Raw genomic sequence first — 14478 nt, 5'->3', positions numbered from 1 at the left:
TCCGTCGTGAAGAGGGAAACAACCCAGACCGCCGGCTAAGGTCCCCAAGTTCTGGTTAAGTGGGAAACGAGGTGGGAAGGCTCAGACAGCCAGGATGTTGGCTTAGAAGCAGCCATCATTTAAAGAAAGCGTAATAGCTCACTGGTCGAGTCGGCCTGCGCGGAAGATGTAACGGGGCTAAACCAGGCACCGAAGCCGCGGATTCAGAATTTATTCTGAGTGGTAGGGGAGCGTTCTGTAAGTCTGCGAAGGTGTGTCGTGAGGCATGCTGGAGATATCAGAAGTGCGAATGCTGACATGAGTAACGATAAAGGGGGTGAAAAACCTCCTCGCCGGAAGACCAAGGGTTCCTGTCCAACGTTAATCGGGGCAGGGTGAGTCGGCCCCTAAGGCGAGGGCGAAAGCCGTAGTCGATGGGAAACGGGTTAATATTCCCGTACTGACACACATTGCGATGGGGGGACGGAGAAGGCTAGATGGGCCAGGCGTTGGTAGTCCTGGTGAAAGGGTGTAGGTGGTGCGTTTAGGCAAATCCGGACGCACAACACTGAGACCCGAGACGAAGTCACCACGGTGACGAAGTCATTGATGCCCGGCTTCCAGGAAAAGCCTCTAAGCTTCAGATGTGTGTGAACCGTACCCCAAACCGACACAGGTGGTCGGGTAGAGAATACCAAGGCGCTTGAGAGAACTCGGGTGAAGGAACTAGGCAAAATAGTACCGTAACTTCGGGAGAAGGTACGCTGGAGCGGGTGAAGTCCCTTGCGGATGGAGCCTGAGCCAGTCGCAGTGACCAGGTGGCTGGGACTGTTTATCAAAAACACAGCACTGTGCAAACTCGTAAGAGGACGTATACGGTGTGACACCTGCCCGGTGCCGGAAGGTTAATTGATGGGGTTAGCCGCAAGGTGAAGCTCTTGATCGAAGCCCCGGTAAACGGCGGCCGTAACTATAACGGTCCTAAGGTAGCGAAATTCCTTGTCGGGTAAGTTCCGACCTGCACGAATGGTGTAACCATGGCCACGCTGTCTCCACCCGAGACTCAGTGAAATTGAAATCGCCGTGAAGATGCGGTGTACCCGCGGCTAGACGGAAAGACCCCGTGAACCTTTACTATAGCTTGGCACTGAACATTGACCCTACATGTGTAGGATAGGTGGGAGGCTGTGAAGCGGTGACGCCAGTTGCCGTGGAGCCGACCTTGAAATACCACCCTTGTATGTTTGATGTTCTAACGTTGGCCCCTGATCGGGGTTGCGGACAGTGCCTGGTGGGTAGTTTGACTGGGGCGGTCTCCTCCCAAAGCGTAACGGAGGAGCACGAAGGTTGGCTAAGTACGGTCGGACATCGTACGGTTAGTGCAATGGCATAAGCCAGCTTAACTGCGAGACGGACAGGTCGAGCAGGTGCGAAAGCAGGTCATAGTGATCCGGTGGTTCTGCATGGAAGGGCCATCGCTCAACGGATAAAAGGTACTCCGGGGATAACAGGCTGATACCGCCCAAGAGTTCATATCGACGGCGGTGTTTGGCACCTCGATGTCGGCTCATCACATCCTGGGGCTGAAGTCGGTCCCAAGGGTATGGCTGTTCGCCATTTAAAGTGGTACGCGAGCTGGGTTCAGAACGTCGTGAGACAGTTCGGTCCCTATCTGCCGTGGGCGTTGGATGATTGAGGGGGGTTGCTCCTAGTACGAGAGGACCGGAGTGAACGAACCGCTGGTGTTCGGGTTGTCATGCCAATGGCACTGCCCGGTAGCTAAGTTCGGAATCGATAACCGCTGAAAGCATCTAAGCGGGAAGCGAGCCCCGAGATGAGTCATCCCAGAGGTCTAGAACCTCCTGAAGGGCCGTCCGAGACTAGGACGTAGATAGGCAGGGTGTGGAAGCGTAGCGATACGTGCAGCTAACCTGTACTAATGACCCGTGCGGCTTAACCATACAACACCCAAGAAGTGTGAGACCTTGCGGTTTCAAGAACAAATTCATCGAAGACAGCTTTTCCGGATTAAAGTTTATTGCCTGGCGGCGATAGCGTTGTGGTCCCACCTGACCCCATGCCGAACTCAGAAGTGAAACGCACCCGCGCCGATGATAGTGTGGCAGCTGCCATGTGAAAGTAGGTCACTGCCAGGCACCCAATTCTGCTGATATAGCTCAGATGGTAGAGCGCACCCTTGGTAAGGGTGAGGTCCCCAGTTCGATTCTGGGTATCAGCACCATGATTTTGAAGTTTTGTTTGACTGCCATAGCGTTGTGGCCCCACCTGATCCCATGCCGAACTCAGAAGTGAAACGCACCCGCGCCGATGATAGTGTGGCAGCTGCCATGTGAAAGTAGGTCACAGTCAAACACCTATTCCAAGCCCCGCTGATAACAGCGGGGCTTTTTCGTTTCTGCTCCCAATCCGCATATTTTCTTCCTGACCGGGCCGCCTGACTGATCGCCATCATGGTGCCCGGTCGTCGCAATGGCCTACCATGAGTACTCCTGAGCGAGGAAAGCGGGACCGACTCGGAAAAAGGTGATAAAGATCACCCTTTTATATTAGGTTTTGCTGCAAAATGCCGCATAACTCGTATTTTATCTGCAAGTTAACAAGAGGTTACATCTTGTAGGCAGATAATGCAGCCGCAGCCAGTCAGAGTAACAATGTGAGCATATGAACGATAAAAACAAGCAGATTGACATCAAGGATGTCACCGGAGCCGTGCGCTCCCATCGGCCGACGGACGAAGGCCATATCTATGTAAGGGCACAGAAGGGACAGTGGCAGCGGCTGCGCAAGCTGATGGGCTGGTTCTTCATGCTGTTGTTTGTCGTCGGTCCCTGGCTGAGTTGGGATGGTCGACAGGCGATCTTGCTGGATATCGAGCACCAGCGTTTCCATATTTTCGGCTCCACCATCTGGCCCCAGGATCTGACCCTGCTGGCCTTGCTGTTTATGGTGGCGGCATTCGGCCTGTTTTTTATCACGACCTTCCTCGGGCGGGTATGGTGCGGGTATCTCTGCCCGCAGACGGTATGGACCTTCCTTTTTATCTGGTTTGAGGAAAAGCTGGAAGGGAGCGCCAACAAGCGCCGGCAACTGGACAAGTCTCCCTGGAGTTTCAACAAGCTGTGGCGCAAAACCGCCAAGCACCTCGCCTGGCTGACGGTCTCCCTGTTTACCGGCTTTACCTTTATCGCCTATTTCGTGCCGGCGGCGGAACTGGGGCTGGGCTTGCTGACCTTTTCGGCCAGTTTCTGGCCGGCGTTCTGGGTGCTGTTTTTCGCCTTCTGTACTTATGGCAACGCCGGCTGGATGCGCACCATAATGTGCACCCATATGTGCCCCTATTCCCGTTTCCAGTCGGCCATGTTCGACAAGGACACCTATACCGTCAGTTACGACAGCGAAAGGGGCGAGAAGCGGGGACCGCGCTCCCGCAAGGCGGATCCCGGCCAGTTGGGATTGGGCGACTGTATCGACTGCGACATGTGTGTGCAGGTGTGCCCCGCCGGCATCGATATACGCGACGGCCTGCAGTACGAGTGCATCAACTGTGGTGCCTGTGTCGATGCCTGCGATCAGACCATGGAGCGGATGGGGTATGCCAAGGGCCTGATCAGCTACACCACCGAACACAAGTTGCGGCACAAGGAGACCCATGTGGCGCGGCCCAAGTTGATCGGCTACGGTGTGGTCATGGCGCTGATGCTGGCTGCCTTTGTCTACATGGCGTCCAGCATCATGCCGATGGGCATAGAGGTGATCCGGGACCGGAACCAGCTGTACCGCGAGACCACCGAAGGGTTGGTGGAAAACACCTATACTCTGAAAATCATCAACAAGACCCTGGAGCAGGAAACCTATCAGCTCAGGGTTGAAGGCATGGATGATCTGGAGTGGATAGGTCCGAGCGAAGTAACGGTGCAGGCGGGCGAGGTGCTGAGCCTGCCGATCAGCCTGTCGGCGGATCCCTACCTGTTGTCGTCCCCGGTCGGCGATATCACCTTCGTGATGAGCCGCAAGGGGGCCAACCCCGATGATCGCAAGGCCAGCCTGCAGACCGAGAGCAAGTTCTTCAGCTCCGCCCGCTGACCCTGATGGTCGCCGTTGTCTGACGGCGGCCTTTTTTCCCCTGGAGTGATATGAACTACTACCAGCTTACCCCCGACGTGATCACCGATGCCCTCGCCAGCGTCGGCATCTATGTCGACTCGGGGCTGATGGCACTGAACAGTTATGAAAACCGCGTCTACCGCTTCAAGAACGACGAGCAGGGGCCCCTGGTGGCCAAGTTTTACCGCCCGCAGCGTTGGACCCGGGAGCAGATCCTGGAAGAGCACGGCTTCCTGCAGGCGCTGGCGGATGCCGGGGTCAGGGTGGCAATCCCGCTGCGCCAGGAGCGGGAGACCCTGTTCGAATACCAGGGGATAGTATTCGCCGTATGGCCGGCGGTGGCCGGCCGTCAGTTCGAGACGGACAGCCTGGAGCAGCTCGAGGCGCTGGGCGAGCAACTGGCCCTGCTGCACCAGGTAGGAGAGCGCTTCGTCCTGCAGTCCAGGCCGGTACTGTCGACCGACGACTACCTGCACCGGGCATACGGCGTGCTGGAGCGCGAGGCCGAGTTGCCGGGCCGCTTGCGGGCGGATTTCCTGAGCCTGCTGCGGCGGCTGGTCAAGCGCGCCACCGAACTGTACCGGCCCGGCAAGCAGCTCAGCCTGCACGGTGACTGTCATGCCGGCAACCTGCTCTGGCGCGACGGGCCCTGGCTGCTCGATTTTGATGACTGCCGCCGGGGCCCGGCGGTGCAGGATCTGTGGATGATGCTCAGCGGCAGCCGGCAGGAGCAACTGGTGCAGCTGGATACCCTGCTGGCCGGCTACGAGACGGTGCGGGAGTTCGATGCGGCCGAGCTGGCCCTGATTGAGCCGCTCAGGGCGATGCGCATGGTGAACTACATGGCCTGGCTGGCGTCGCGCTGGTCCGATCCGGCCTTTCCGGCCAACTTCCCCTGGTTCAATACCGAGGGCTACTGGCAGCAGCAGATCGGCACCCTGGAAGAGCAGTTGCAGCGGCTGGACGCGCCGCCGTTGTCCTTGACGTCCTGGAACTGATTACTTACCTTGAGACAGCCTTTACTAAATGGGATTGAGTATGAAAAAGTTAGTCTTTGCCTTGTTGACCCTGTTGCTGGCTCCCCTGGCCTCGGCCGCGCCGGAGTTCAAGGAAGGAGTCGAGTATACCGTGGTGAAGGAAACGGCGAGCAGCAAGCCGGAAGTGACCGAGTTCTTTTCCTATGTCTGCCCCCATTGCTACAGCTTCCAGCCGCTGATGGACAAGCTGTCGGAGCGGGTGCCCGAGGCCGAACTGAAGAAGGTGCCGGTCCCCTTCCTGGGACGGGAGATGGGCCCCGTGCTGCAGCGGGCTTATGGTGCCGCCGTGCTGCTGGAAGTGGAGGACAAGCTGACCCCGGCCATTTTCGATCAGATCCACCGCCAGAAGAAGATGCCCAATAGCATGGATGACATCCGGGCGATTTTTGTCGCACAGGGTGTCGAGGAAAAAGCCTTCGACGGCGTGATCAACAGCTTCGCCCTGAACGGCATGGTCGCCCAGTACGACAGGGCGACCGAAAACTTCAACGTGCGCGGCACCCCGACCATAGTGGTCAGGGGCAAATACCAGCTGAACATGGGTGAAATCGGTTCGGAAGACCGGTTTTACCGGGTGGTGGAGTATCTGCTGGCGGCCGACTGAATCAGGCTTGGGATGCGGGGCCAGCCTTTCGGGGCTGGCCCCGTTCAGTTATTGCGGGGGGGAGCTGCGCTTTGCCGGCGGCATCAGGTGGATATTGGACGCCGGCTCCTGGTAATAGTCGCCCCTGGTTTGCCAATGCTCGGTAGGCAGGTGGAACAGATAGAACTTTTCCCTGTGGGTATCGGTGACGAACCCCATTCCCTGCAGCGCCAGCTCGTAATGAATGTCGGTGATGAATTCGTGGGTGAAGCGCTGGCGCCCGGACAGGGTGGCGATGTCGTGCTTGGTGAGATAGACACCGGATTTTATTTCTCCGAAACGCTCGTGCAGCCAGCCGGCAAACTCCTTGGCACTCTTCATGTTGATGTCCCTATCAAACGGTGACCGTCCCCTTAAGGTAGAGCAGTTTTTCCTTCTTTGCAGCCCTCATTGTTGCAGCCGGTGCAGCAGCTTGTCCATGGCCCTGTAGCCCAGGGCTTCTATCAGATGGGATCGGGCTATCTGGGGTTCATCGGCCAGATCGGCGATGGTCCTGGCCACCCGGATCAGTTTGTGCCAGGCCCGGATCGACAGCTTCATCCGGTGCAGGGCCTGCTCCAGGAAGACGGCATCTTCCCGGGCCAGGGGACAAAACCGGTCCAGCTCGGCGGTACCGAGTCGGGCATTGCTCTTGCCGGCCCGCGCCAATTGCCGGGCCCGGGCCGCCAGTACCCGGTCACGCACCTGTGCCGAGCTTTCCGCGGGAGGGCGCGGGCGGCTGAGCTCGCCCGGCGGCAGCAGGGGGATCTCCACCGACAGATCGAAACGGTCGAGAAAGGGGCCGGAAACCTTGCTCAGGTAGCGCAGTATCTGCTCGGAAGAGCTGCGACTGCGACCGTCCTCGTAGTGGCCGCAGGGGCTGGGATTCATGGCGCCGATCAGCTGGAAGCGGGCGGGGAAGGTGACCCTGTGGGCGGCGCGGGAAATGGACACGCTGCCGGTTTCGAGCGGTTCGCGCAGGGCATCCAGCACCCGTCGTTCGAACTCGGTCATTTCGTCGAGGAAGAGCACCCCGTGGTGGGCCAGGGAAATTTCGCCGGGTTTGGGATAGCCGCCACCGCCGACCAGGGCCACGGCGGAGGCCGAATGGTGCGGCTGCCGGAAGGGGCGACGCAGCCAGCGCGAGGGATCCAGCCCCAGGCCGCTGATGGAGCGCACGGCGGCCGATTCCAGGGCTTCCGCCTCGGTCATCGGCGGCAGCAGGCCGGGCAGGCGGCTGGCCAGCATGCTCTTGCCGGTGCCCGGCGGGCCGAGCAGCAGCAGGTTGTGCTCGCCGGCGGCGGCGATCTCCAGTGCCCGCTTGCCCCCTTCCTGCCCTATTACCTCGCTCAGGTCGGCGGCCTCCATGTCCCCGCTCGGACCGACCGGTTCCGGGGCGGCCAGCTCGCCCTGGGATCGCAACCAGGCGGTAATGGCCAGCAAATGAGGCGCCAGCAGGGCCGGGCAGGGCGAGATAAGCCCCGCCTCGTCACCGTTGCCGCTGGGCAGCACCAGCTGCCGCTCGCTGTCCCGGGCGGCCAGCACCGCGGGCAGGGCGCCCCGGACCGGCCTCAGCTCGCCGGTGAGGGCCAGCTCCCCCAGAAACTCCAGCCGGCCGAGACCGTCGGCGGGTACCTGGCCGGAGGCCGCCAGCACGGCCAGGGCGATGGGCAGATCGAAACGGCCCCCTTCCTTGGGCAGATCGGCGGGGGCCAGGTTGACGGTGATGCGCTTGGCGGGAAACTCGAAACCCGAATTGAGCAGGGCGCTGCGCACCCTGTCCCGGGCTTCCTTGACGGTGGTTTCCGGCAGGCCGACGATGTTGAACGCCGGCAGGCCGTTGGCCAGGTGGGCTTCGACGGTGACCAGCGGCGCGGTAACGCCCAGGCTGGCGCGGGCAAAAACGACGGCGAGTGACATCCCGGTCTCCCTGGTTTTTTATTTTAAGTAATGTTTTTAATGTGGTGTTTTATTCTGGTTTTGATGGGGCGATACTGGCCCCTCATTTGATTTTGTAAACAATAAAGTCTTGTCTAGTGTAGGCCATATATGCTAGTTCTATAGGCCTGTCGGGTCGGGATGTTCCGGTCCGCCCCTTATTTTTATGGTCGGTATATGAATCTGTTCGTGCGTTTCGTCAGCATTATCGTGGTCCTAGTGGTGATTATTAAATCACCGCTCGGGGCACTGTGGTCTGACGAAAAGTAGAACAACCGGCAGACAACAACGCAAAACCCCCGAGCGACCCGCTCGGGGGTTTTTTTTTAAACCGGCTTTGGCAGCAATACAGGGACAGCAACAAGATGAACGGCGCACAGTACATTGTTCAGGCATTGAAACAACAGGGGGTAACCCAGATCTTCGGCTATCCCGGCGGCGCCATCATGCCGCTCTACGATGCCCTCTACGACGGTGGCGTCGAGCACCTGCTGTGCCGCCACGAGCAGGCGGCCGCCCTGGCGGCGGTGGGCTATGCCAGAGCCAGTGGTCAGGTGGGGGTGTGCATGGCCACCTCGGGCCCCGGAGCCACCAACCTGATCACCGGTCTGGCCGATGCCATGCTCGATTCCATTCCCGTGGTGGCCATCACCGGCCAGGTGCCCATGGCGGCGATCGGCACCGATGCCTTCCAGGAAGTGGACGTGCTGGGGATGTCCCTGTCCTGCACCAAGCATTCCTATCTGGTGGAGAACGTCGAGGATCTTGGCGATATCATCGCCGAAGCCTTCGAGGTTGCCCGCTCCGGCCGCCCCGGGCCCGTGCTGATCGACGTGCCCAAGAATATCCAGGTTTCCCTGGTGGAGCCCAAGCCGTCATCTCCCTTCGTGGCCGAGCCCAACCCCCTGGATCAGGAGGCGCTGGCCCAGGCCAGGGCCCTGCTGGCGGCAGCCGAGAAACCGGTACTCTACGTGGGCGGCGGGGTCGGCATGGCCGGCGCCGAGGCGGAATTGCGCGCTTTTGCCCGCGCTTGCCGCCTGCCGACGGTGACCACGCTGAAGGGCATCGGCACCCTGGATCCGGACGATGAGCTGTTTTTGGGCATGCTGGGGATGCACGGCACAAAAGCCGCCAACCTGGCGGTTCAGCAGAGCGATCTGCTGATCGTGGTCGGTGCCCGTTTCGACGACAGGGTCACCGGCAAGCTGGATGCCTTCGCGGTCCACGCCAAGGTGATCCACCTGGACAAGGACGCCGCCGAATTCGGCAAGGTGCGCCACGCCCATGTGGGCATGGATGCCGAATTGAAGGAGGTATTGCCCCTGCTGGGCCGGGACGAGCTGGACATCGACGACTGGCGTGACCAGTGCCGGCGGCTCAAGGCCGCCCACGGCTGGCGCTACGATCACCCGGGCGAGGCCATCTATGCCCCGCTGATGCTCAAGCAACTGAGCGAGGCGCTGGACGACAATGCCATGGTCAGCTGCGACGTGGGCCAGCACCAGATGTGGGTGGCCCAGCACATGCGCTTTACCAGCCCGCGCAACCACCTGAGCAGCGCCGGCCTGGGCACCATGGGCTTCGGCCTGCCCGCCGCCATCGGCGCCAAACTGGCCCGTCCGGAGCATACCTCGGTGCTGGTGTCGGGCGACGGCTCCTTCATGATGAACGTGCAGGAGCTGGGCACCCTCAAGCGGGCCCAGTTGCCGGTGAAGATGGTACTGCTCGACAACCAGCGCCTCGGCATGGTGCGCCAGTGGCAGGAGCTGTTCTTCGACGGCCGCTACAGCGAAACCATCCTTACCGACAACCCGGATTTCGTGGCCATGGCCGCCGCCTTCAACATTCCCGGTGAAACCATTACCCGCAAGGAAGAGGTCGAGCCGGCCATCCAGCGCATGCTGGCCGCCGAGTCCGCCTACTTGCTGCATGTCCGTATTTCAGAGGAAGAAAACGTCTGGCCCCTGGTGCCGCCGGGCGTCGCCAACGACCAGATGATGGAGAAACAAGCATGAACCAGCACAATTTGCATATTGAAGCCCAGTTCCGCCCGGAAGTGCTTGAACGGGTACTGCGCATGACCCGCCACCGGGGTTTTCGGGTCGACGACATGGAAATGTCCACCTCGGCCGATTGTCAAAACGTCAACATTAGGGTTACTGTCAGTAGCGAAAGACCTATCCAGTTGTTAAGCCGCCAGCTTGAAAAACTGATGGATGTCACCCGCGTCGAAGCCCGGCTCATGGAACAACGACTCAGAAAAACGGCTTGAGGAAAACAATAATGTCTACCGCCAACTACATCTGGTTCAATGGAGATATGGTGCCCTGGGACAAGGCCCAGGTGCATGTGATGAGCCACGCCCTGCACTACGGCTCTTCGGTATTCGAAGGCATCCGGGCCTACAACACCCCCAAGGGGCCGGCTATCTTCCGCCTGGAAGAGCACGTGCAGCGGCTGTTCGATTCCGCCAAGATCTACCGGATGAACATTCCCTACACCAAGGCCGAGCTGATGGACGCCTGCCGGGAAGCGGTAGCCAAGAACGAACTGGACAGCGCCTACCTGCGGCCGCTGGTGTTTATCGGCAACGTCGGCATGGGCCTGAACGCGCCCAGGGACGTGCCCTGCGAAGTGATCATCGCCGCCATTCCCTGGGGCGCCTACCTGGGCGAGGAAGGACTGGCGAACGGGGTGGACGTGTGCGTGACCTCCTGGAACCGGCTGGCGCCCAACACCATGCCCACCGGCGCCAAGGCGGGCGGCAACTATCTGTCTTCCCAGCTGATCTCCGGTGAGGCCAAGCGCCACGGCTATACCGAGGGCATCTCCCTGGACGTGCACGGCCACCTGAGCGAAGGCGCGGGCGAGAACCTGTTCCTGATCAAGAACAAGGTACTCTATACCCCGCCGGTTACCGCCTGTATCCTGCCCGGTATCACCCGGGATACCCTGATGACCCTGGCCCGCGAGGCCGGCTATCAGGTGCGGGAAGAAGCCATCGCCCGCGAGGCCCTGTACCTGGCCGACGAGATGTTCATGACCGGCACCGCCGCCGAGGTGACCCCGGTGCGCAGCGTGGACGGCATCAGCCTGGGCGAGGGCAAGCGCGGTCCCGTGACCGCCGAGCTGCAGCAAGCCTTCTTCGGCCTGTTCGACGGCACCACCCAGGACAAATGGGGCTGGCTCACCCCGGTCAACTAACCACCATCACGAGAAGGGGCGCCCAGGGCGCCCCTGATGTTCCCGACTCAGGAGTAATGAAGCAATGCCAAGGTATCGTTCCGCCACCACCACCCACGGCCGCAATATGGCCGGCGCCCGCGCCCTGTGGCGCGCCACCGGCATGACCGAAGAAGATTTCGGCAAGCCGATCATCGCCGTGGTCAACTCCTTCACCCAGTTCGTGCCCGGCCACGTGCACCTCAAGGATCTCGGGCAACTGGTCGCCCGGGAAATCGAGGCCGCCGGCGGGGTGGCCAAGGAATTCAACACCATAGCGGTGGACGATGGCATCGCCATGGGCCATGGCGGCATGCTCTACAGCCTGCCCAGCCGGGAGCTGATCGCCGATTCGGTGGAGTACATGGTCAACGCCCACTGCGCCGACGCCATGGTGTGCATCTCCAACTGCGACAAGATCACCCCCGGCATGCTGATGGCCGCCCTGCGCCTCAACATCCCGGTGATCTTCGTGTCCGGCGGCCCCATGGAAGCGGGCAAGACCAAGTTGTCCGATCAGATCATCAAGCTGGATCTGGTGGACGCCATGATCCAGGGCGCCGATCCCACGGTGTCCGATGAACAAAGCGAGCAGATCGAACGCAGCGCCTGCCCTACCTGCGGCTCCTGCTCCGGCATGTTCACCGCCAACTCCATGAACTGCCTGACCGAGGCCCTGGGGCTGTCCCAGCCCGGCAACGGCTCCCTGCTGGCGACCCACGCCGATCGGGAGCAGCTGTTCAAGACCGCTGGTCACCGCATCGTCGAGCTGACCAAGCGCTACTACGAGCAGGAAGACGCCACCGCCCTGCCGCGCACCATCGCCACCAAGGCGGCGTTCGAGAACGCCATGGTGCTGGACATCGCCATGGGCGGCTCCACCAACACGGTACTGCACCTGCTGGCCGCGGCCCAGGAGGCGGACGTGGACTTCACCATGGACGATATCGACCGGTTGTCGCGTCAGGTGCCCCAGCTGTGCAAGGTGGCCCCCTCCACCCAGAAATACCATATGGAAGACGTGCACCGGGCCGGTGGCGTCATGGGCATACTGGCCGAACTGGCCCGGGCCGGCCTGCTCAAGACCGAAGTACCGACCGTGCTGGGCATGACCCTGGCCGATCAGCTGGCCCGCTACGACATCATGGTAACTCCCGACGAGGCGGTGAAAACCATGTACCGCGCCGGCCCGGCCGGTATCCGCACCACCCGGGCATTCAGCCAGGACTGCCGCTGGCCCGAGCTGGATGATGACCGCGCCGAGGGCTGCATCCGCAGCATCGATCACGCCTACAGTCAGGAAGGCGGCCTGGCGGTGCTGGCCGGCAACCTGGCCCTGGACGGTTGCATCGTCAAGACCGCCGGCGTGGCCGACGACAACCTGACCTTCCGCGGCCCGGCCCGGGTCTACGAGAGCCAGGACACCGCCGTGGCCGGCATCCTCGGCGGCGAGGTCAAGGCCGGCGAGGTGGTGGTGATCCGCTACGAAGGTCCCAAGGGCGGCCCCGGCATGCAGGAAATGCTCTACCCCACCACCTACCTCAAGTCGATGGGCCTGGGCACCAAGTGCGCCCTGATCACCGACGGCCGCTTCTCCGGCGGCACCTCCGGCCTGTCCATCGGCCACGTGTCGCCCGAGGCGGCCAACGGCGGCACCATTGCCCTGGTGCAGGACGGTGACATCATCGACATCGACATCCCGGGTCGCAGCATAGTGCTGGATGTGCCCGAGGCCGAGCTGGCCGCCCGCCGCACCGCCATGGAGGCCAGGGGCGACCAGGCCTGGCGCCCTGAAAACCGCGAGCGGGAAGTGTCCTTCGCCCTGCGCGCCTACGCCTCCCTGGCCACCAGTGCCGACAAGGGCGCGGTGCGCGATCGCAGCAAGCTGGGAGGTTAGCGCATGGCACAGCCGGCATTGAAAGAGGCTGCCGCACCCCGCACGGCCACCGAATACCTGCGCAGGATATTGCTGTCGCCGGTGTACGAGGCGGCGCGGGTGACGCCGCTGTCGCCGCTCAAGAAGATTTCCGAGCGGCTGGGCCATCCTGTCTCGCTCAAGCGGGAAGACATGCAGCCGGTGCATTCTTTCAAGCTGCGGGGTGCCTACAACAAGATTGCCCAGCTCAGCACCGAGCAGCAGCAGAAGGGGGTGATCGCCGCCTCCGCCGGCAACCATGCCCAGGGCGTGGCCCTGTCCGCCGCCAAGCTGGGCATCGACGCCACCATAGTGATGCCGGTGGTCACCCCCGACATCAAGGTGGAGTCGGTGCGCCGGCTCGGCGGCCAGGTGGTGCTGCACGGCAACAACTTCGACGAAGCCTATGCCCATTGCCTGGAGCTGGCCCAGGCCCGGGGCCTGACCCTGATCCCGCCCTTCGATGACGAGGACGTGATCGCCGGTCAGGGCACCATAGGTCGCGAGCTGCTGGAGCAGGACACCCGCCTGACCCATGTGTTCGTGCCGGTGGGCGGAGGTGGCCTGGCCGCCGGGGTGGCGGTGTACATCAAGCAACTGCTGCCCCAGGTCAAGGTGATCGGGGTCGAGGCCGAGGGCTCCGCCTGCCTCAAGGCGGCGCTCAAGGCCGGTGAAATCGTCACCCTGGACAGGGTCAGCATGTTCGCCGACGGGGTGGCGGTGAAGCGCATGGGCACCGAGACCTTCCGCCTGTGCCAGGAATACCTGGACGGGGTGGTGACCGTGACCTCCGACGAGATCTGCGCCGCCCTCAAGGACATTTTCGAGGACACCCGCGCCATCGCCGAGCCGTCGGGGGCGCTGTCGCTGGCCGGGTTGAAGAAGTACAGCCAGGCCGGGGACTATGCCCACGCGCGCATGGCGGCCATCCTCAGCGGGGCCAACGTCAACTTCCACTCCCTGCGCTACGTCTCCGAGCGTTGCGAGCTGGGCGAGAAGCGGGAAGGGGTGCTGGCGGTGACCATTCCGGAGCGCAAGGGCGCCTTCCTGGAGTTCTGCGAGGTGCTGGGCAACCGCATGGTGACCGAGTTCAACTATCGCTACTCTTCGGAAGACAAGGCGGCGCTGCTGGTGTCGGTGCGCCTGTCCGACGGCGATCGGGAGCTGGCGCAGATCATGGCGGAGCTGGAGCAGGCCGGGTACCCGGTGGCCAACATGACCGACAACGATCTGGCCAAGTCCCATGTGCGCTACATGGTCGGCGGCCGCCCGCCCAAGCCGTTGCAGGAGCGGTTGTACAGCTTCAAGTTCCCGGAGCAGCCGGGCGCGCTGATGCGCTTTTTGCGCACCCTGGGCACCCGCTGGAACATCAGCCTGTTCCACTACCGCAACCACGGCGCCGAATACGGCCGGGTGTTGTGCGCCTTCGAACTGCCCGACGCGGATCTGGCTTCCTTCGAAAGCCACCTGGCGGAGCTGGGCTACACCTGGTACGACGTCACCCAGGATCCCGCCTACCGGTTTTTCCTGGCGCATTAAACCGAGGGCTCCCGATGGGGGCCCTCTGCTTGATGATTAAAGGCGCCTGTTTCACGGGTATGAGTCGGCCAAAGGGCCAGCTCCGCCGACACGCTTCAAGT

Annotated in this window: 10 protein-coding genes, 1 tRNA gene and 3 rRNA genes (1 of these 14 cut by a window edge); 12 read left to right on the top strand and 2 right to left on the bottom strand. The window is 61.9% G+C overall.

Going from position 1 to position 14478, the window contains the following annotated elements; translation table 11 throughout:
- From AN401_RS19185 to AN401_RS19155, 7 genes are all read left to right on the top strand, one after another.
- A 23S ribosomal RNA gene (locus tag AN401_RS19185) occupies positions 1–1940 on the top strand (it extends 950 nt beyond the left edge of the window).
- Positions 1941–2020: 80 nt separating this feature from the next.
- Positions 2021–2135 (top strand): 5S ribosomal RNA (gene rrf / locus AN401_RS19180).
- Positions 2136–2145: 10 nt separating this feature from the next.
- A tRNA-Thr gene (locus AN401_RS19175) sits at positions 2146–2221 on the top strand.
- A gap of 16 nt (positions 2222–2237) precedes the next feature.
- A 5S ribosomal RNA gene (gene rrf, locus AN401_RS19170) occupies positions 2238–2352 on the top strand.
- A 309-nt stretch (positions 2353–2661) separates the two neighbouring features.
- Positions 2662–4083: a cytochrome c oxidase accessory protein CcoG gene (gene ccoG, locus AN401_RS19165; RefSeq protein WP_096780219.1), complete on the top strand. Its 1422-nt coding sequence runs from the start codon at positions 2662–2664 to the stop codon at positions 4081–4083.
- Positions 4084–4133: 50 nt separating this feature from the next.
- Positions 4134–5102 carry a serine/threonine protein kinase gene (locus AN401_RS19160; RefSeq protein WP_094040744.1) on the top strand — a complete coding sequence of 323 codons (969 nt, stop codon included), beginning with the start codon at positions 4134–4136 and terminating at the stop codon, positions 5100–5102.
- A gap of 40 nt (positions 5103–5142) precedes the next feature.
- Entirely contained in the window at positions 5143–5745 is a 603-nt protein-coding gene (locus AN401_RS19155) for a thiol:disulfide interchange protein DsbA/DsbL (RefSeq protein ID WP_094040745.1), read from the top strand.
- A gap of 48 nt (positions 5746–5793) precedes the next feature.
- Here the strand turns inward: AN401_RS19155 and AN401_RS19150 are convergent, their stop codons facing one another.
- Together AN401_RS19150 and AN401_RS19145 are read right to left on the bottom strand one after the other, a co-directional pair.
- Positions 5794–6105: a hypothetical protein gene (locus AN401_RS19150; protein WP_094040746.1), complete on the bottom strand. Its 312-nt coding sequence runs from the start codon at positions 6103–6105 to the stop codon at positions 5794–5796.
- A 66-nt stretch (positions 6106–6171) separates the two neighbouring features.
- Entirely contained in the window at positions 6172–7683 is a 1512-nt protein-coding gene (locus AN401_RS19145) for a YifB family Mg chelatase-like AAA ATPase (protein ID WP_096780218.1), read from the bottom strand.
- Positions 7684–8066: 383 nt separating this feature from the next.
- Here AN401_RS19145 and ilvG point away from each other — a divergent pair, with 383 nt between their 5' ends.
- The 5 genes from ilvG (at position 8067) to ilvA (ending at position 14377) form a co-directional block, all read left to right on the top strand.
- Positions 8067–9716, top strand: coding sequence for an acetolactate synthase 2 catalytic subunit (gene ilvG, locus AN401_RS19140; RefSeq protein WP_096780217.1), 1650 nt, complete (start codon positions 8067–8069; stop codon positions 9714–9716).
- Positions 9713–9973: an acetolactate synthase 2 small subunit gene (ilvM, locus tag AN401_RS19135; RefSeq protein ID WP_094040749.1), complete on the top strand. Its 261-nt coding sequence runs from the start codon at positions 9713–9715 to the stop codon at positions 9971–9973. The genes ilvG and ilvM overlap by 4 nt, the downstream gene beginning before the upstream one ends.
- A gap of 11 nt (positions 9974–9984) precedes the next feature.
- Positions 9985–10905: a branched-chain amino acid transaminase gene (locus tag AN401_RS19130; RefSeq protein WP_094040750.1), complete on the top strand. Its 921-nt coding sequence runs from the start codon at positions 9985–9987 to the stop codon at positions 10903–10905.
- A 64-nt stretch (positions 10906–10969) separates the two neighbouring features.
- Positions 10970–12820, top strand: coding sequence for a dihydroxy-acid dehydratase (ilvD, locus tag AN401_RS19125; protein ID WP_094040751.1), 1851 nt, complete (start codon positions 10970–10972; stop codon positions 12818–12820).
- Between the two features lie 3 nt (positions 12821–12823).
- Positions 12824–14377: a threonine ammonia-lyase, biosynthetic gene (ilvA, locus tag AN401_RS19120; RefSeq protein ID WP_094040752.1), complete on the top strand. Its 1554-nt coding sequence runs from the start codon at positions 12824–12826 to the stop codon at positions 14375–14377.
- Positions 14378–14478 lie beyond the last annotated feature (101 nt).

It is taken from the genome of Zobellella denitrificans, assembly GCF_002407485.1.
In the GTDB taxonomy this organism is placed as follows: Bacteria; Pseudomonadota; Gammaproteobacteria; order Enterobacterales; family Aeromonadaceae; genus Oceanimonas; species Oceanimonas denitrificans.
Note: the sequence above shows the minus strand (reverse complement) of the source record. Positions and strands in the feature narration are given on the sequence as shown.

Bases quoted from the DNA above. Each gene is read 5' to 3' on its own strand.
- AN401_RS19150 (WP_094040746.1), bottom strand. From the start codon at position 6,105: ATGAAGAGTGCCAAGGAGTTTGCCGGCTGGCTGCACGAGCGTTTCGGA.
- AN401_RS19130 (WP_094040750.1), top strand. From the start codon at position 9,985: ATGTCTACCGCCAACTACATCTGGTTCAATGGAGATATGGTGCCCTGG.
- ilvA (WP_094040752.1), top strand. From the start codon at position 12,824: ATGGCACAGCCGGCATTGAAAGAGGCTGCCGCACCCCGCACGGCCACC.
- AN401_RS19160 (WP_094040744.1), top strand. From the start codon at position 4,134: ATGAACTACTACCAGCTTACCCCCGACGTGATCACCGATGCCCTCGCC.
- ilvM (WP_094040749.1), top strand. From the start codon at position 9,713: ATGAACCAGCACAATTTGCATATTGAAGCCCAGTTCCGCCCGGAAGTG.
- AN401_RS19155 (WP_094040745.1), top strand. From the start codon at position 5,143: ATGAAAAAGTTAGTCTTTGCCTTGTTGACCCTGTTGCTGGCTCCCCTG.
- ccoG (WP_096780219.1), top strand. From the start codon at position 2,662: ATGAACGATAAAAACAAGCAGATTGACATCAAGGATGTCACCGGAGCC.
- ilvG (WP_096780217.1), top strand. From the start codon at position 8,067: ATGAACGGCGCACAGTACATTGTTCAGGCATTGAAACAACAGGGGGTA.
- ilvD (WP_094040751.1), top strand. From the start codon at position 10,970: ATGCCAAGGTATCGTTCCGCCACCACCACCCACGGCCGCAATATGGCC.
- AN401_RS19145 (WP_096780218.1), bottom strand. From the start codon at position 7,683: ATGTCACTCGCCGTCGTTTTTGCCCGCGCCAGCCTGGGCGTTACCGCG.